This window comes from Herbaspirillum sp. 3R11 (genome assembly GCF_004563925.1).
In the GTDB taxonomy this organism is placed as follows: Bacteria; Pseudomonadota; Gammaproteobacteria; order Burkholderiales; family Burkholderiaceae_D; genus Herbaspirillum.
Window position 1 is genome coordinate 1,751,469 of sequence record NZ_SPNJ01000001.1, and the last position, 17,402, is coordinate 1,768,870.

Consider the following 17,402-nt stretch of genomic DNA (forward strand, 5'->3'; position numbering starts at 1 on the left):
AAACATCTCCATCAAGCAGGGGTTTAAGCAAATTTTTATAAGCGGAAGCCGGGCCGGATTGAAATCCGCGCCCGCTCAGTTTCAGGAAAAGTCGTTTTCCAGGAAAACCGATTTTTTCACAATGCGATCCAGTTCCATCATCGTGCCCAGCAGCTCCTTGATACGAGCCAATGGAACAGCGTTGGGGCCATCGGATTTGGCCTCCGCCGGATTCGGATGTGTTTCCATAAACACGCCGGCAATACCGACCGCAATCGCCGCGCGGGCGAGTACGGGTACAAATTCACGCTGGCCGCCCGAGGACGTGCCCTGACCACCCGGCAACTGCACCGAGTGCGTGGCGTCGAACACCACCGGCGCGCCGGTTTCGCGCATGATCGCGAGGCTGCGCATGTCGGACACCAGATTGTTGTAACCGAAGGACACGCCGCGTTCACAGGCCATGAAGTTATCTTCGGGCAGGCCCGCTTCCTTGGCCGCCGCGCGCGCCTTGGCGATCACGTTGATCATGTCGTGCGGCGCCAGGAACTGGCCCTTCTTGATATTGACCGGCTTGCCCGACTGCGCGCAGGCGCGGATGAAGTCGGTCTGACGGCACAGGAAAGCCGGCGTCTGCAGGACGTCGACCACTTCCGATACCGGCTTGATCTCGTCGATCTCGTGGATGTCGGTCAGCACCGGCACGCCGATTTGCTTCTTGACCTTGGCAAGGATTTCAAGACCCTTGTCCATGCCCAGACCGCGGAACGAGGAACCGGACGAGCGGTTGGCCTTGTCGAAGGACGACTTGTAGATGAACGGTATACCCAGTTCAGTCGTGATCTCTTTCAAGGCGCCAGCTGTATCCAGCGTCATTTGCTCCGATTCGATCACACAAGTGCCGGCGATCAGGAAAAACGGCTGATCGAGGCCGATGTCAAAACCGCACAGTTTCATGCTTTTCCTTTGCTTGCCGCCGTCGCATCATGGTGCGCCAGCGCTGCCTTGATGTACGAGATGAACAAGGGATGGCCGTCGCGCGGCGTCGACTTGAACTCGGGGTGATACTGCACGCCCAGATACCATGGGTGCGCATTCTCACCGCCGGTGCGCGGCAGTTCCATGATCTCGCACAGATCTTCGGTCGGCGTACGCGCCGACACGATCAGGCCCGCATCTTCCACGCGGGGCAGGTAAAAATTGTTCGCTTCGTAGCGATGGCGATGACGCTCGGTTACCTTGGCGCCGTAAATTTCGGAAGCCAATGTACCCGGCTTGACGTCACAGGTCTGCGCGCCCAGGCGCATGGTGCCGCCCAGATCCGAATTGGCGTCGCGCTTCTCGACCTTGCCGTCATGGTTTTGCCATTCGTCGATCAGCGCCACCACCGGTTGTTCCGTTTCCGGATCGAACTCGGTCGAATTGGCTTGCGCCAGGCCGGCCTTGTTGCGCGCGTATTCCAGCAGCGCCACTTGCATGCCCAGGCAGATACCCAGGTAAGGCACCTTGTGTTCGCGTGCGAACTTCGCGGCGGCGATCTTGCCTTCCACGCCGCGCTTGCCGAAGCCGCCTGGCACCAGGATCGCGTCGTACTTGGCCAGAGCGGCGGTGCCGGTGGTCTCGATTTCTTCCGAATCCAGGTACTCGATGTTGACGCGGCTGCCGGTATGAATACCAGCGTGGCGCAGCGCTTCAGTCAGCGATTTGTACGATTCGGTCAGGTCGACGTACTTGCCGACCATGCCGATGGTGACTTCGTGCGACGGATTGTCTTGCGCGTGGATCAGCTTGTCCCACATCGACAGATCTGCGGGGTTCGGCGACAGGCCAAGTTTTTCGCAGATGATGTTATCCAATCCCTGATCGTGCAACATCTGTGGAATCTTATAGATGCTATCTGCGTCCCACACCGAAATCACGGCGTCGACCACGACGTTGGAGAACAGCGAAATCTTGTCGCGCTCATCGTCGGGAATACGGCGGTCGGCGCGGCACAGCAAGGCGTCCGGCGAAATACCGATTTCGCGCAGCTTTTGCACGCTGTGCTGGGTCGGCTTGGTCTTGAGCTCACCGGCCGAGGCCAGGAAAGGCACCAGCGTCAGATGCACGAAGGCGGCGGCGTTGCGGCCGGCGCGCAGGCTCAGCTGGCGTGCTGCTTCAAGGAACGGCAGGGATTCGATATCGCCGACGGTGCCGCCGATTTCGACCAGCGCGACGTCATAGCCTTCGGCGCCACGGTGGATAAAGTCCTGGATTTCGTTGGTGATGTGCGGGATGACCTGAACGGTCTTGCCCAGATACTCGCCGCGGCGTTCCTTGCGGATCACGGACTCATAAATCTGGCCGGTGGTGAAATTATTCACCTTCTTCATCTTGGCAGTGATGAAACGCTCGTAGTGGCCGAGATCCAGATCGGTTTCAGCGCCGTCATCGGTGACGAACACTTCACCGTGCTGGAATGGGCTCATCGTTCCCGGATCAACGTTGATGTAGGGATCGAGCTTAAGAAGGGTGACTCGGAGGCCGCGCGATTCGAGGATCGCAGCGAGAGAAGCGGCGGCAATCCCTTTACCCAGGGAAGACACGACGCCGCCAGTGACAAATACAAACTTGGTCATTACAAAGAAGGTGCCGAACGGCACGTGCGGGAAATTCAAATTATACCCCAAACCGCCCGCTTTTCATCCCCCTCTTTTGCGGAAGTCCCAGATTTCCGGCTGGAATACGGGCTGATTTATTTCCCTGCGAGCAAGCCCTGAATCATTTCATGGGTCGCCTGCGCCGCTGCCTCGGGCGCTTCCATCGGGAACAGATGGCCGCCCGGAATCTGCCTGAAATGATTCCCCACCAGTCTTTTGGTGGCGTCCAGTCCGGCCAGCCGGCATTCGACCGAATCGATGCCGCCGACGAAGCCGACCGGCACCGGATATTGTCGCCGCGTCAACGCGCCGAGGTGATGCGGGATGGTTTTATAGACTGCGGTTTCGGTTTCGCGCGTGAAACGCAGCTTGACGCCGCCGGACGGTTCCGGCTCGACGCCGTGGGCGACATAATCGCGCAGCACGCGCTCGGGCCACGCCGCGAACATGGCCTTGGCGGCATAGTGCTGGTAGGCCGCTTCCATGTCCGGCCAGACGTTGCGGCGGCGGCTCGACGCCACCGACGGCGAATGCCTGCTTTCGATGCGCAGCAGCTTGAGCACACGCAACGTGGACGCTCGCCAGCCCGCCACGATCGGCGAATCCAGCAAGACCACGCAGCGCACCAGGTCGGGCCGCTTGCGCCCTGCCAGCAAACTCAGGATGCCGCCCATGGAATGGCCGACCAGGATGACCGGCTCGCTGTATCGCTGTGCCAGCTCCTCGCCCAGCTCCTTGCCGAGCTTGCGCCAGCCGTCATCTACCGGGTAAGCCGGGTTGTGCGCATGCATCGGCAAGGCGCGCACGTCGTAGTGGGTGCGCAACTGGTCAAAGAACATGCCGTAGGTCCCGGCCGGGTAACTGTTGGCGTGCGCGAAATGAAGGATCGGCAAGGTCGGCTGAGTATTCATGGGATCGATAAACGTGTTGATTGCCGGATTATCTGGCAATTGGCATGCCGCGTCAGCCTTTTCCGGCGTGCTTTTTCGACGTCCTGCGTGCTTTTTTCTTCCTATTTTCCGTACCAGTAGCGTGCATGCTCGCGACGATATTCCTGCACGCCGATCTTGTCGTCCGCCTTGTCGAATTGCAGCGAGATGGCGCCTGCCTCATCATTGCGCAAGCCGCGTATGCCCATGCGGCCGTATCGTGCAAACACTTCCGGCTTGGGATGATTGAAGCGGTTGCGATAACCGACCTGGAACAAGGCCAGGCTCGGCTGCACCGCTTGCAGGAAGGCCTCCGTCGACGACGTGCCACTGCCGTGATGCGGCGCCAGCAGGACGTCGGCGCGCAACCGGGCGGCGTCGGGACCATGGACCAGTTCGTCTTCCTGCACCGCTTCGATATCGCCGGGCAACAGAATGGCACGCTTGCCCAGGGTCACCTTCAGCACGCAACTGCGCGCGTTGGGTTTCCACTTGTCGCTGTCATAGCTGACCGGCGCCGGGTACAGCATGTCGAACGCCACACCGTCCCAACGCCATTGCTGGCCGGCCTGGCAGCGCTTGTGATCGGGAGCGGCCCGGACGATCGCGCTGGTCGGCGCCAGCGAGGAATACACACGGTCGACGGCAATCTCCTTGAACAGCGACAGCGCGCCGCCGGAATGGTCATTGTCGTTATGCGAAATCACCACGGCGTCGAGATGATCAATGCCGCGTGCACGCAGATACGGCACGATCACGCGATTGGCGCCGTCGGATTCCGGCGAGTAATACGGACCGGTGTCGTACAGCAGCCGATGACCCGGCGTCTCCACCAGCAAGGCCATGCCCTGCCCGACGTCGAAGGCTGTCACGTGGACCTGACCCTGCTCCGGCCACGACGGTGTATTGAAGATCAGCGGCAGCCAGCCGAACAAGCCCAGCCAGCGCACCGGCCAGCCGCGCGGCGCCAGCAGCAGCAAGGTCCCGCCCAACGCCAGCGCAAACACCCACAGCGGCGGCAACGGCGCCTGCCAGACCGCGAACGGCTGGCCCGCAAGCCATTCCAGCAGCCGCACCAGCCACTCCAGCGCCGCGTGCGCCGCCAGCAATAGCCATTGCGACAAGGGCGCAGGCAAGATGCTGCCGAGCAGCGATAGCGGCGCAACCACGATGGTGATCAATGGAATTGCCACCGCATTGGCCAACGGACTGAGCAGCGAATATTGACCGAACAGCACCATGGTCAGCGGCAACAAGCCCAGCGTCACGACATATTGGGTATACGCACCAGCGCGCAACGAACGCCGGATCCTGGCAATGCGGGAAGGCCGGCGGTGGCGCTGCACCGGCGTCAGGATTTGCGGCTCTGCAGACACGTCTGCACCGATGCGCCCGGCAGAGGCATACAAGATGATCGCCACCGCGCCGAACGACAGCCAGAAGCCTGGCCACAGCAAGGCCCACGGATCGAACAGCAGCACCACCGCGAGGGCCAGCGACATCACATAGGAAATATGCGTCAGCCGTCCCGTCCAATACGCCAGGCCCACCACGCACAGCATGTACAGCGTGCGTTGCGCCGGCACACCGAATCCCGCCAGCAGCACATACATCAACGCTGCCAGAAAACCGGCCAACACCGCCACCTTGGGCGCAGGCAACAGTAGCGGCAATTGCGCTCGGGTAAAGAATGAGCGCCGCCACAGCCAACCGAAAAAAGCGCCGAACATGCCGGAAATCAGCGTGATGTGCAATCCCGAAATCGCCACCAGATGGCCGACGCCGGTGCGATTGAAAATAGTCCAGTCAGATTGCTCAATGGCGCGCTGATCGCCGATCACCAGTGCGACGATGACGCCGGCATATTTCTGTTGCGGCAGCGCGGAGATGATGCGGTCGCGCAGCCAGGCGCGACCGCGCTCGATGGCGTTGGAAGGCGTCCAGATGAATTCCTGCAGGCGATGATTCTTGTACGCAGATTGCTGATCAGGTCGTACCGCGCCGGTCGCTCGCAGATTCTGCTCCAGCAGCCAGACTTCGTAGTCAAAGCCATGCGGATTGGCGTTGCCGTGCGGACGCTTGAGACGCACCGTGAACTGCCAGCGTTCGCCCGGACGCACCTCCGGAACCGCCTGCGCCGCCGGCGTCGATGCTCCGCCGGCTTGGCCGAAAGCGCCGGGGCTGTACCAGGACAAAGCCAACCGCTGCGGCACCGGCGGCCTGCCGCCGTTTTGCGGCGCGACTTTCTCGACGTTGAAATTGAAGCGTACGCCACGCTCGAAGCGGTACGGCAGGCTATCGATGGTGCCGACCACGACCACGTCATGGCCTTCCCATGCTGCCGGCAAGGCGTCATCGAGCCGGTACTGTGCCATCAGGCCGCCCCAGGCGAATCCCGCGCACAAGCCTGCGACGTTGAACAGCACGATGCGCAGGACGGTTTGCCTTCCGCCGCGGCTACCGTGGCGATGCAGCCGCCAGCACGCCAGCAATAGCAAGGCCGCTGCGATCAGCAGCGCCAGATGTCCTTCGAAGGGAAGCAGTTGCGCCTGCATCTGCAAAAAGGCAATTCCTGCGGCGAAACCGAGAATCGCGCTGCGCATGCTTATGTCGCCGCAGCCAGGCGCGGCAGCACCGCATGTGCATTGGCGCTGGTGGCCGCAGCCACGTCCGCAATGTCCATGCCGCGCAATTCGGCCAGCACCTGGCCGATGCGTGGAATCTGATCCGGTGTATTGCGCTGCGGATGCAGCCAGGCGGGGGAAATATCGGGCGAGTCGGTTTCCAGCACGACTGCCTCAAGCGCGACCTCTGCCGCCAGCCGGCGTATCTGTAACGAACGTGGAAACGTCATCGCGCCGCCGAAGCCCAGTTTGAATCCCAGTCCGATGAAGGTCTCGGCCTGCTGAAAACTGCCGTTGAAGGCGTGCGCAATGCCGCCCGGCACGGTGATGCGGCGCAGATATTTGAGGATGATGTCTTGCGAGCGGCGTACGTGCAGCAGCACCGGCAAATCGAACTCGCGCGCCAGCTTGAGCTGCTCGCTGTAGAAGTGTTCCTGCTTTTCGCGCATGGCCGGCTCCTTCAGCGCGGGCACGAAGAAGTCGAGTCCGATTTCGCCGATGGCGACAAAACGCTTGTCTGCGAGCGCTCCTTCAATTGCACGGCGCAAGGCCAGCAAATCATTCTCGTCACAGTTGGGGACATACAGGGGATGGATGCCCAGCGCGTACACGCAATTGTCGCGTTGCTGCGCCAGGCGTGCAACCACGTCGAAATTGAACGGCGCCACCGCCGGCACCACGATCATGCCTACGCCCTGCCCGGCCGCGCCATCGGCGACGGCGAGCTCTTCACCGGCAAATTCGCCGGCATCGAGATGGCAGTGCGTGTCAACCCACATACCTAATCCACATAGTTGATCCAGATGATGCCGGCAGTTCAGGAAGACTCAAAGCAGCGCGATGCAATCTGATGCAATCCGATACAACAGCGCGCGTAACTATCCTCAGGCAGCTTGCAGCGAACGACCCAGCTTGCGCAGGAACTCTTCGCAGCGCTGCAATTGTGCAATCGCCACGAACTCATTCGGCTTGTGCGCCTGGATGATGTCGCCGGGACCGCACACGATGGTCGGGATGCCGATTTGCTGGAACAGCCCTGCTTCAGTCGCGTAGGCAACCTTGCGCTTTTCGTTGTCTTCGGTCAGCGCGCGCACCAGCGCCGTGATGGCTTCCTGCTCGGCGGTTTCCAATGCCGGGCTGGCGGCGATGATGCCGATGTCGATCTTGGCGTCCGGATATTCGGCCTGCATTTTCGGCAGCAGATGATCGCGCACATATTGCGTGACCTGCGCCTGGATCTTGTCCGGCGACATGCCCGGCAGATTGCGGAATTCATAGGTGAATTCGCACAGATCGGGAATCGTGTTGATCGCGATGCCGCCGCGAATCTGGTTGGTCGTCATGGTCGAAAACGGCACGTCGTACAGCGTGTCGTACGGGCCGTTGACCTTGTAGGCGTCGGCGAAATCGCGGATCGTGCAAATCAGGCGCGCAGCATATTCGATGGCGTTGCAGCCCTGCGGCGTCAGCGAGGAATGCGCCGACTTGCCGTGCACGCGGCAAGTGAAGGCGTTGATGCCCTTGTGCGCCACCACCACCTGCATGTTGGTCGGTTCGCCGACGACGCAGCTGTCGGGACGAATGCCGCGTTCCTGCAATTCGGCCAGCATGCTCGGCGCACCGGCGCAGCCGATCTCTTCGTCATAGGAAAACGCCAGATGCAGCGGCTTGCTGCGCGGCATCGCCAGGAATTCCGGCACCAGCGCCAGCGAAGCGGCGATGTAGCCTTTCATGTCGCAGCTGCCGCGACCGTACAGCAAACCATCGCGTTCGGTCAGCGTAAACGGATCGCTGTCCCACTTCTGACCGTCGACCGGCACCACGTCGGTGTGACCGGACAACACGATGCCGCCCTGGATGGTGCCGGCTTCCGCCCCTTCCGTGGCCGGCAGCGTGGCGAACAGGTTGGCCTTGGTGCGCTCCTTGTTGTGCGCGAACCATGGCGTGATGCCTTGCGCCTGCAAACTGTCGCGCACGGACGTGATCAGTTCGAGATTGGAGTTGCGGCTGGTGGTATCGAATGCCACCAGTTGTTCAAGCCATTGACGTGTATTCATGATGATGCTCTTGTAAATAATTAAATGGGATCATGACAAAAGCCTCGTGAGCCTTTGCCGGTATGTGGAGATTATGGCTCAGCCTGATCATTGATCTGGTCTGCCGGTGACGCTGCGGCTCCAAACGCCGGCTGTGCAGACGCCGCCGTCGCCGAAGAACCGGCCGGAGTGGCATCCAGCTTGGACAGCCAAATCGCAAAGTACTGTCCGAGCGATTCGCTAACCTCATCGAGAATGGCACAAGTCCCCATCACCGGGCCAAACAGACCGCCACGAGAACGCTCCTTCCTCACCAGCGTTTGAATCGTTCGGCCATCTTGCACGAGATCCGCGCGCACAGTAATCCCTTTGGAACCGGTCCATCCTCCACCGCCAATACCCTGGACGCTCAGGATTGTCAGCTTCAATACTTTTCCAGTCTCCATTTTGGCAGGATCTTGTATTTGCTGCGTATCGGGATACTTATCGACTATTTTTCTAAATACATGCTCCGCAACCGTCGAATCGACAGCGCACTCCTGTTTGACTCTGGGCACACCGTATGCTGCCGAATCGTAGACAGCGGGAGACTGGACCTGCAACATTCCGTCAGCTCGCGCTGCAGAAGCTGCAAGCAACACCCCTACCAGGACTGCTCCCAACATATTTTTCTTGTACAAGATTATGTCCCTTGCTCCGATGCTCGCAACCCATTCTCCGACAGGCGCAACACGCGGCCGCAGCGGCGCGCCAGTTCGATGTCGTGCGTGACGATGACGAACGCCGTGCCCAGCGTTTGCGACAGTTCGATCATCAGTTCAAAAGTCTTGTCGGCAGTGCTGCGATCAAGGTTGCCGGTCGGTTCGTCGGCCAGTACGCAGGCCGGATTCGTGACCAGCGCGCGCGCCAGCGCAACGCGCTGGCGTTCGCCGCCGGACAGCTCGCCCGGTACGTGACGCACCCGATTTTCCAGGCCGACGCGGGCCAGGATCTTGCGTGCCTGTTCCTGCGCCTGGTCGCGCTTGACGCGACGGATCATGAGCGGCATGGCGACGTTGTCGAGCGCAGAAAACTCCGGCAGCAAGTGATGGAACTGATAGACGAAACCGAGCGCCGCATTGCGCAAATCACCGCGCGCGGTTTCACCCAGGTTGGCGAAATCCTTGCCTTGCAAAGTGACGCTGCCGGCGCTCGGCGTATCAAGGCCGCCGAGCAGATGCAACAGCGTCGACTTGCCGGAACCGGATGCGCCGACAATGGCGACCTGCTCGCCGGGCTTGACGTCGATGTCGACGCCGTTGAGCACCTTCACCGAATATTTTCCTTGCGTGAAGGTCTTGCCCAGCCCGCGGCAGGACAGCACTGCCTGGTCGTGTTGATTCATGTTGATGGTCGTCTGATTCGTCGGGTTCGTGTGGTTCGTCGGATTACTCATAGCGCAGCGCCTCCGCCGGCTTGACGCGCGCGGCCGCCCAGCTTGGGTACAACGTTGCCAGGAAGGCCAGCACCACCGCCACCCCGCCGATGGTCCACACATCCGACCAGATCAGGTCGGACGGCAATTCGGAAATCACGTAAATGCTCTTCGGCAGGAACTGCACGTGCAGCAGCCGCTCGATGGCCGGCACGATGACGTCGATATTGAGCGCCACCACGACGCCGAACGCCACGCCCAGCGCAGTGCCGATCAGGCCTACCAGCGCCCCCTGGATCACGAAGATCTTCATGATCGATCCGGGCGACGCGCCCAGCGTGCGCAGGATCGCGATGTCGGCCTGCTTGTCGGTCACGGTCATCACCAGCGTCGACACCAGGTTGAACGCCGCCACCGCGATGATCAGCGTCAGGATGATGAACATCATGCGCTTCTCGGTCTTCACCGCGGCGAACCAGTTGCTGTTCTGTTGCGACCAGTCGCGCAGGTAGAGGTTGCCCGTCAGTTGCGTCGACAATTCCTGGGTCACCTGCGGCGCCTGCAACATGTCCTTGATGCGCAAGCGCACCCCTGACGGCGCATCAAGACGGAACAGTCGCTCCGCATCTTCAATCTGGATGAAGGCCAGCGAGGAGTCGAACTCGTAGTGCCCTGCCTCGAACATCCCGACCACCGTAAATTGCTTCAACCGCGGCAGCACGCCGGCCGGCGTCACCTGCCCCTGCGGCGCAATCAGCGTGACCTTGTCGCCCAGCGTCACGTGCAGGCTGCGCGCCAGCTCGCCGCCCAGCACGATGTTGAATTCACCCGGTTTGAGGTCGGTGAATTTACCTTGTTTGACCTGACCGGCGACGTCGGAGACCTTGGGTTCTTCGCTTGGCAACACGCCGCGAATCACCACGCCGCGCACATTGTCGTCGCGCGTCATCATCGCTTGCGCCGCCACGTACGGCGCCGCGCCGATGACTTCCTTGTTCTGGAAAGTCTGCTTGGCCACAGCTTGCCAGTCCGGCATGGCGCCGGATGCGTCGAACACTTCGATGTGCGAGAGCACCGACAACATGCGGTCGCGTACTTCCTTCTGGAAGCCGTTCATCACCGACAGCACCACGATCAGGGCAGCCACGCCGAGGCCGATACCGGCCATCGAAATCAGGGAAATGAAGGAGATGAAACTATTGCGGCCGCTGCGTTTGCCGGCCCGTGTATAACGAATGCCGACCAGCCATTCGAACGGTAAATTTTTTATCAGACTCAAACCTTGACTCTCTTTTCTGGAAACGATGCCGGACGACAATGCGCCAGTTTGCCACACTCTCCGTCATCTTTCACTGTCCCATTGGGCCCGGGACAGTTAGGGCGGACGCCGGATGAGACCTGGAAACGTCGGCTAAGTTTTGACGACCACACTTTTTTACGATTTTCACCCGTGCCGAGAAGCCGCTTCCATAGGGGGTTTTAGGCCAGAAGCTTGATTTTCGCCTACAATCGCGGCATGAATCATCTCGACATACTTCTCCCTTTCGGTTTGCCGCAAGCCGAAATGGCGCGCGACCTGGTGCGCGAATGCAAGGCTCCCGCGCTGGCCATGCTGTTGGCGCGCAGCAAGACTGCCGCTCCCCTGCAACGTCTCGATCCGTTTTCCCGTGCGCTGCCGCATGAGCATTGGCTGGCCGAACGCTTCAACCTGGCCGCATCCGCATCCGGCATGCCGCCTCAGGATGAACGCGGCAACAGCCCGGCGGTAGCCGCTGCCGTACTGCGCAATCGCGTACACCCGCCCGCGCCTGCCGAAGGCCACTGGTTCATCGTGCAGCCGGCCCATATCCACGTCGCGCGCGATCATCTGGTGCTGACCGACATCGGCCAGCTGGACCTCGAAGAAGCCGAATCGCGCCGCCTGTTCAACTCCGCCCTGCCGCTGTTCGAAGAAATCGGACGCACGCTGGTCTACGTCGACCCGGCCACTTGGCTGCTGCGCGCCGACGACTGGGCGGGCTTGCGTACCTCGTCGCCGCAAGCCGCCAGCGGTCGCAACATCGACATCTGGATGCCGGAAGGTCCGGGCGAACTGGCCTGGCGCAAGCTGCAGAACGAAGTGCAGATGCAATGGTTCTCCGAATCGATCAATGACGAGCGAGAAATGCAAGGCAAGAAGCCGGTCAACTCGCTCTGGATCTGGGGCGGCGCCGCAGCTGCCTCGACCATCCCGACGACCATCTACCAGGCCAGCTTCAACCTGAGCGGCTGGCCGCAGGCGCTGACCGCAACTGCTCAGCACGGCTCGGCGCCTGACGGCGTGCTGGCAGCACCCGGCGAACACGGCCTGCTGCTGCTGAGCGATTTGCTGGAGCCGGGCCTGACCGATGAATGGGGTTTCTGGCTGCAACGCATGGAGGCGCTCGACAACCTGTGGTTCGCGCCGCTGCTGCAAGCCGCGCGCAGCAAGCGCCTCGCCACGCTGTCGCTGGTCTTCACCGGCCAGGACAAACTGCAGCATGTGACGGTCACAGCCTCGTCTCTGCGCAGGTTCTGGACCAAGCCTTCACTGGCGAAACTCGCCGCATAAGGTTGACGCCATGATCCGCATTGCCACCCGCAGTTACGACCCGCGCGACGTCGACGGCCTGATCCACAGCGGCATCCATCCGGTGCTGGCGCGTGTCTACGCCGCGCGCGGCCTGCTCAACGCCAAGGACTTGTCGAGCGAACTGGGTGCGCTGATCGCGCCGTCCGGCCTGCTCCACATCGACGCGGCGGCAGTCTACCTGGCCGACGCCATTGCCGCCGGGAAAAAGATGGTCATCGTGGCCGACTACGACTGCGACGGCGCCACCGCCTGCGCGGTCGGCCTGCGCGGCTTGCGCAGCCTCGGCGCGCAAGTCGACTACATCGTGCCGAACCGTTTCGAGTACGGCTACGGCCTGACGCCGGAAATCGTCGAGCTGACCATCCGTGAAAAATCGCCCGACATCATCGTCACCGTCGACAACGGCATCGCCAGCATTGATGGTGTGGCAGCCGCCAAGGCGCGCGGCATCGATGTCGTCGTCACCGACCACCACTTGCCCGGCGACAGCCTGCCCGACGCGCGTGTGATCGTGAATCCGAACCAGCCATCCTGCGGTTTTCCCAGCAAGAACCTGGCCGGCGTCGGCGTCATGTTCTACGTTCTGTTGGCGTTGCGCGCCGAGATGCGCAAGCGCGGCATCTTCGACGCCCAGACCCAGCCCAAGCTTGATTCCCTGCTCGACCTGGTGGCATTGGGCACGGTGGCCGACGTCGTCAAGCTCGACGCCAACAACCGCATCCTGGTGGCGCAGGGACTGAAGCGCATGCGCGCCGGCCGCATGCACGCCGGCATCGCCGCGCTGTTTCGCGCCGCCGGCCGCGAAGCGCGCCGCGCCACGCCGTTCGACCTTGGCTTTGCCGTCGGCCCGCGCCTGAACGCCGCCGGCCGCCTGGCCGACATGGCGCTCGGCATCGAATGCCTGACCACCGACGACGAAGGCCGCGCCTGGGAGATCGCCCAGCAGCTCGACGCCATCAACCGCGAACGGCGCGACATCGAAGCCGGCATGCAGGACACTGCGCTGAACCTGCTGGACGATTTCAATCCGCAGGACCGGCGCACCATCAGCGTGTTCGACGCCTCCTGGCACCAGGGCGTGATCGGCATCGTGGCTTCGCGCCTGAAGGACAAGTTCTACCGCCCGACCATCACCTTCGCGCTCGGCGACGAAGGCCTGATGAAGGGTTCCGGCCGCTCGATCGCCGGCTTCCACCTGCGCGATGCGCTGGACCTGGTGTCCAAGCATGCGCCTTCGGTGATCACCAAATTCGGCGGCCACGCGATGGCGGCCGGCCTGACAATCCACGCCGAAGCCTTCGACGCCTTCGCCCAGGCATTTGAAGAAGTAGGTAAAGATTGGTTAAGCCAGAACCAGCTCGAACGCGTGGTCGAAACCGACGGCGTGCTCGAAGACGCCTATTACTCGGTCAATTTCATCAGCCTGATGGACGACCAGGTGTGGGGACAGGGCTTTGCGCCGCCGGTGTTCTGCGATCGCTTCCGCGTGCTGAGCCAGCGCATCCTCAAGGAAAAGCATCTGAAACTGCTGCTTGAAAAGAACGGCCAGAAGTACGATGCGATCTGGTTCGGCAACACGGATGCGCTGCCCGATTACGCAACGGTTGCATTTAGACTGGATGCCAACGAATATAACGGTACAACCAAGGTACAGTTGATGGTGGAACACGCAGAACCGGCTTAGAGGGACGCCGTCAGGAAATTGACAGCAAAGGCGAGCCGGCGACACAAGCAGCGCTCAACGAAAAAATGAGCGCCAACAAGTAAAAATAGCAGCGACCAATGTCCAAGACTCCTCTTCCGCTGCACCGGATTCAAAAGCCGCCGATGACGCCGCAGCGGCTGCGCCGCCTGATGCTGATCGGCTCGCTGGTGCTGCTGGCCGTCTGCTGGATCGTACTGGCGATGCTCAAGCCCGCCACCCAGGGCAAGATCGTGATGACCGCCGGCGCCGAAGGCGGCATCTATCACAACTATGCGCAACGCTATGCGCAAATCCTCAAGCGCGACGGCATCACGCTCGATATCCGCACCTCGTCCGGCTCGGTGGAAAACTTCCAGCGCCTGCGCGAAGACGACAGCGAATTCCAGGTCGGCTTCATCCAGTCGGGCACCGGCAACGGCGAACAGGCGCCCGGCATCCAGACCATCGCTGCGATTTCGTATGAACCGATCTGGGTGTTCTATCAGGGCAACGCCACCTATGACCGCTTGTCGCAACTGCGCGGCAAACGCATCTCGCTGGGACTGCCCGGCAGCGGCCTGCGCATCGTCGCCAACGACCTGCTCACCGAAAACGGCATCACCACCAACAATTCCACGCTGGAAGAACTCAACGGCAACAACGCCTACGAGCAGCTGCTCAACAACAAGATCGACGCCGCCTTCTTCATCGGCCGCGCCGACAGCCAGCTGATCCATACGTTGCTCAACAGCGGCATCAAGCTGATGAGTTTTTCGCAGGCCGATGCGCTGGTGCAAAAGTTTCCATCGCTGTCCAAGATCACCTATCCGCGCGGCGCCACCAGCCTGATCAACGACCGTCCTTCACATGACGTCACGCTGCTGGCCGCCACCGCCATGCTGGTATCAAAAGAATCACTGCACCCGGCCTTGGCCTACCTGCTGCTCGACGCCGCCAACGTGATCCACGCCTCGCCGGATTTTTTCACGCCGCGCAATTACTTCCCGAACCAGAACATCGAAGACTTCAGCATCTCCGACGAGACACGCCGCTACTTCAAATCCGGCCGCCCGTTCCTGCAACGCTATCTGCCGTTCTGGCTGGCCAATTTCATCGAACGCCGCTTCACGATTTTGCTGCCGTTCATCGCAGTGCTGTTCGGTCTGATCCAGGCGGTGCCGCGCATCTATGAAGCCAGCATGAAAAAACGCCTGGTTGTGTGGTACAAGGAAATCCACCTGCTGGAAGAAGAGATCTGGAACACCCATGAACCATCCGACGAAAAGCTCGCCGAATGGCACGCCGAAATCGAAGAGATCGACGCCAATGCCAACCAGATCGACATTCCGCAACGCTATTACGGCGACGTCTATGCGCTCAAGCAAGCCATCCGCGTGGTGCGCGACCGCGTCAGCGAAGTTGCGAACCAACGAACAATAACAACACCTGCATCTTCCGTATGAATTTCAAACGCTTCTTCAACAGTCTCGTCACCCGTCTGGTTCTGTTCGGCACTCTGGTCGTTCTTGCCAGCGCGGTCGCACGCTTTCATGTATTGACCAACTTCCTGCATGACGACCTCAGCGAAGTCGCCGCCGACCAGCAGAGCACGATCGCCAGCTATCTGGCGCAGGACATCAACTACCGCATCGTCGAACGGCGCCGTTTCCTGGAACAGCTGGCGCGCATGCTGCCGGCAGAATTGCTGGACCAGCCGGAAAAACTGCGCTCCTGGCTGCAGGAACGGCAAGAACTGCAACCGTTATTTTCCATGGGCTTGTTCGTCGCCGACGCCAATGGCGCCGTCATCACCGACTACCCGCCGGCAGCCGGACGCCGCAATCTGTCGCTGGCGATTTTTCCTGATTTCCACCTGGTCAAGGAAGGCAAATTCGTCATCGGCGAACCTTTGCTCAGCCCGATCGATCAACGTGCCATCCTGCCGATGCTGGCCCCGGTGCGCGACAGCGGCGGCAAGTTCGTCGGCGTACTGGGCGGCGTCACCGCGCTGGCCGCGGCCGGCTTCCTCGACCATTTGCAGCAGGCGCGGCTGGGTGACTCCGGCAGCTTCCTGCTGGTGTCGCCGGCCAAGCGTCTGATCCTTGCCTCCAGCCGCAAGGACCTGATTTTCAAACCGCTGCCCGAGGTCGGCGTCGATCCCATGCTTGACAAGGCGGTCGGTGGCTATCGCGGCAGCGGCGTCGGCGCCAACGGCGATATCGACGAGATCAAGGCCATCGCCGACGTACCCAGCACCGGCTGGTTCGTGGTGGCGCGCCTGCCGGTGAAAGCGGCGTTGCCGACGGTGGACCGCGTACAGGCGTTCATCGTGCGCGGCGGCGCCATGCAGGCTGCGGTGATTTTCCTGTTGATCATTCTGGCCATCGTCTGGTTCTTTCGCCCGCTGCGGCGTGCTGCCGACCAGGCCGAACGCATGACGCGCGGCGAATTGCCGCTGACGCCGCTGCCGGTCTATCGCAACGATGAAGTCGGCCATCTCACCATGGCGTTCAACCGGTTGCTGTCACGCCTCAAGACGCACCAGTCTGAGTTGCAGCACCAGGCGCATCACGACACCCTGACCGGCTTGCCGAACCGGGTCATGCTGGCCGAACGCATGCAGCAGGCAATTGCGCAGACGCAACGCGGCGTGGCGCTGTTGTTCCTCGACCTCGACAGTTTCAAGCCGATCAACGACACCCTGGGCCACAAGGCCGGCGACCAGGTGCTGCAGGAAATCACCCAGCGGCTGCAAAAGGTCGCGCGCCATAGCGACACGCTGGCGCGCGTCGGCGGCGACGAATTCGTGCTGCTGGCGACCGACCTCGGCGCGCCGCTGGAACACGGCGCCCGTGCGCTGGCGGAAAAATGCATCCGCGTCGTCTCCGAACCGCTGCGGATTGGAGACGACTACTACGAGATCGGCGTCTCGATCGGCATTGCCGTATGCGAGACGTATTGCGATCCCGACACCCTGCTCCAGGCCGCCGACAAGGCCATGTACGACGCCAAGAACCGGGGACGCGGCTGCTACGTCATCGCGCCGGTCATGGAAGCGGCGGTGCAGACGTCGGCCTAGCCGGCCTCGGCGTGCGCATCGTATTGCGGCAGATCGTCGGTGATGGTGAACCACGGCGCTTTCGAACCTACGAAAATATGCGCGCCAGGACGGATCGAGGGTGCATCGACCAGCGTACCCATTGCGACGTGCACAAAGGCGCCGTTGCGCACCACCGAGTACAGTAACGAGCCGCATATCCTGCAATGCGTGTTGTTGGCATTCTCATCGCCGAACACCATCAGTTGCTCCATCCCTTTTGTCACACGCAACTCTTCGCGTGCGATGCCGGCAAACGGTTTGAACGCCGAACCGGTCGTGCGGCGGCAGTCGCTGCAATGGCAGTTGGCGGCATAGACGAACTTGTCGGCGACGGCGTAATGAATCGCCTCGCAATAACAGGCGCCGGTCAATGTGCGTGCGTTCAT

General features: G+C 61.5%; 14 protein-coding genes. 4 read left to right on the plus strand and 10 right to left on the minus strand.

From position 1 onward, the window contains the following. Positions 1-81: 81 nt before the first annotated feature. From kdsA to E4P32_RS08100, 9 genes are all read right to left on the minus strand, one after another. Positions 82-936, minus strand: a complete 855-nt coding sequence (gene kdsA / locus E4P32_RS08060; RefSeq protein ID WP_116432458.1) for a 3-deoxy-8-phosphooctulonate synthase — start codon at positions 934-936, stop codon at positions 82-84. Beyond that, positions 933-2,597 (minus strand): CTP synthase, encoded by a 1,665-nt coding sequence (locus E4P32_RS08065; RefSeq protein ID WP_116433836.1) that lies wholly within the window; start codon positions 2,595-2,597, stop codon positions 933-935. The genes kdsA and E4P32_RS08065 overlap by 4 nt, the downstream gene beginning before the upstream one ends. A 116-nt stretch (positions 2,598-2,713) precedes the next feature. Further along, entirely contained in the window at positions 2,714-3,529 is an 816-nt protein-coding gene (locus E4P32_RS08070) for an alpha/beta hydrolase (RefSeq protein ID WP_116432457.1), read from the minus strand. A 101-nt stretch (positions 3,530-3,630) separates the two neighbouring features. Continuing rightward, positions 3,631-6,150, minus strand: a complete 2,520-nt coding sequence (locus tag E4P32_RS08075) for a DNA internalization-related competence protein ComEC/Rec2 (RefSeq protein WP_116432456.1) — start codon at positions 6,148-6,150, stop codon at positions 3,631-3,633. Positions 6,151-6,152: 2 nt separating this feature from the next. After that, positions 6,153-6,950 (minus strand): TatD family hydrolase, encoded by a 798-nt coding sequence (locus E4P32_RS08080; protein ID WP_116432455.1) that lies wholly within the window; start codon positions 6,948-6,950, stop codon positions 6,153-6,155. A gap of 105 nt (positions 6,951-7,055) precedes the next feature. Continuing rightward, the gene (gene argE, locus E4P32_RS08085; RefSeq protein WP_116432454.1) at positions 7,056-8,228 is read right to left on the minus strand and encodes an acetylornithine deacetylase; all 1,173 of its coding nucleotides are present in this window, start codon (positions 8,226-8,228) and stop codon (positions 7,056-7,058) included. A 71-nt stretch (positions 8,229-8,299) separates the two neighbouring features. Next, positions 8,300-8,887, minus strand: a complete 588-nt coding sequence (locus tag E4P32_RS08090) for a hypothetical protein (RefSeq protein ID WP_116432453.1) — start codon at positions 8,885-8,887, stop codon at positions 8,300-8,302. A gap of 2 nt (positions 8,888-8,889) precedes the next feature. Next, positions 8,890-9,591, minus strand: a complete 702-nt coding sequence (gene lolD, locus E4P32_RS08095; protein WP_116433835.1) for a lipoprotein-releasing ABC transporter ATP-binding protein LolD — start codon at positions 9,589-9,591, stop codon at positions 8,890-8,892. Positions 9,592-9,634: 43 nt separating this feature from the next. Then, positions 9,635-10,900, minus strand: a complete 1,266-nt coding sequence (locus tag E4P32_RS08100; RefSeq protein ID WP_116432452.1) for a lipoprotein-releasing ABC transporter permease subunit — start codon at positions 10,898-10,900, stop codon at positions 9,635-9,637. Positions 10,901-11,137: 237 nt separating this feature from the next. Between E4P32_RS08100 and E4P32_RS08105 the strand changes: the two genes are divergently transcribed. The 4 genes from E4P32_RS08105 (at position 11,138) to E4P32_RS08120 (ending at position 16,995) form a co-directional block, all read left to right on the plus strand. Further along, positions 11,138-12,211 carry a hypothetical protein gene (locus tag E4P32_RS08105; RefSeq protein ID WP_116433834.1) on the plus strand — a complete coding sequence of 358 codons (1,074 nt, stop codon included), beginning with the start codon at positions 11,138-11,140 and terminating at the stop codon, positions 12,209-12,211. Between the two features lie 10 nt (positions 12,212-12,221). Then, positions 12,222-13,916 (plus strand): single-stranded-DNA-specific exonuclease RecJ, encoded by a 1,695-nt coding sequence (gene recJ / locus E4P32_RS08110; protein ID WP_116432451.1) that lies wholly within the window; start codon positions 12,222-12,224, stop codon positions 13,914-13,916. 98 nt (positions 13,917-14,014) lie between these two features. Next, on the plus strand, positions 14,015-15,379 hold the full coding sequence (locus tag E4P32_RS08115) for a TAXI family TRAP transporter solute-binding subunit (RefSeq protein WP_116432450.1): 1,365 nt from the start codon (positions 14,015-14,017) through the stop codon (positions 15,377-15,379). Next, positions 15,376-16,995: a diguanylate cyclase gene (locus E4P32_RS08120; RefSeq protein ID WP_116432449.1), complete on the plus strand. Its 1,620-nt coding sequence runs from the start codon at positions 15,376-15,378 to the stop codon at positions 16,993-16,995. Before E4P32_RS08115 ends, E4P32_RS08120 begins: the two co-directional genes overlap by 4 nt. Here E4P32_RS08120 and E4P32_RS08125 read toward each other — a convergent pair. Then, the gene (locus tag E4P32_RS08125) at positions 16,992-17,402 is read right to left on the minus strand and encodes a GFA family protein (RefSeq protein WP_116432448.1); all 411 of its coding nucleotides are present in this window, start codon (positions 17,400-17,402) and stop codon (positions 16,992-16,994) included. The genes E4P32_RS08120 and E4P32_RS08125 overlap by 4 nt on opposite strands.

Coding starts and splice junctions, on each gene's coding strand:
- E4P32_RS08120 (WP_116432449.1), top strand. CDS start 15,376: ATGAATTTCAAACGCTTCTTCAACAGTCTCGTCACCCGTCTGGTTCTG.
- E4P32_RS08075 (WP_116432456.1), bottom strand. CDS start 6,150: ATGCGCAGCGCGATTCTCGGTTTCGCCGCAGGAATTGCCTTTTTGCAG.
- E4P32_RS08070 (WP_116432457.1), bottom strand. CDS start 3,529: ATGAATACTCAGCCGACCTTGCCGATCCTTCATTTCGCGCACGCCAAC.
- lolD (WP_116433835.1), bottom strand. CDS start 9,591: ATGAATCAACACGACCAGGCAGTGCTGTCCTGCCGCGGGCTGGGCAAG.
- E4P32_RS08105 (WP_116433834.1), top strand. CDS start 11,138: ATGAATCATCTCGACATACTTCTCCCTTTCGGTTTGCCGCAAGCCGAA.
- E4P32_RS08115 (WP_116432450.1), top strand. CDS start 14,015: ATGTCCAAGACTCCTCTTCCGCTGCACCGGATTCAAAAGCCGCCGATG.
- E4P32_RS08125 (WP_116432448.1), bottom strand. CDS start 17,402: ATGAACGCACGCACATTGACCGGCGCCTGTTATTGCGAGGCGATTCAT.
- E4P32_RS08065 (WP_116433836.1), bottom strand. CDS start 2,597: ATGACCAAGTTTGTATTTGTCACTGGCGGCGTCGTGTCTTCCCTGGGT.
- argE (WP_116432454.1), bottom strand. CDS start 8,228: ATGAATACACGTCAATGGCTTGAACAACTGGTGGCATTCGATACCACC.
- E4P32_RS08080 (WP_116432455.1), bottom strand. CDS start 6,950: ATGTGGGTTGACACGCACTGCCATCTCGATGCCGGCGAATTTGCCGGT.
- kdsA (WP_116432458.1), bottom strand. CDS start 936: ATGAAACTGTGCGGTTTTGACATCGGCCTCGATCAGCCGTTTTTCCTG.
- recJ (WP_116432451.1), top strand. CDS start 12,222: ATGATCCGCATTGCCACCCGCAGTTACGACCCGCGCGACGTCGACGGC.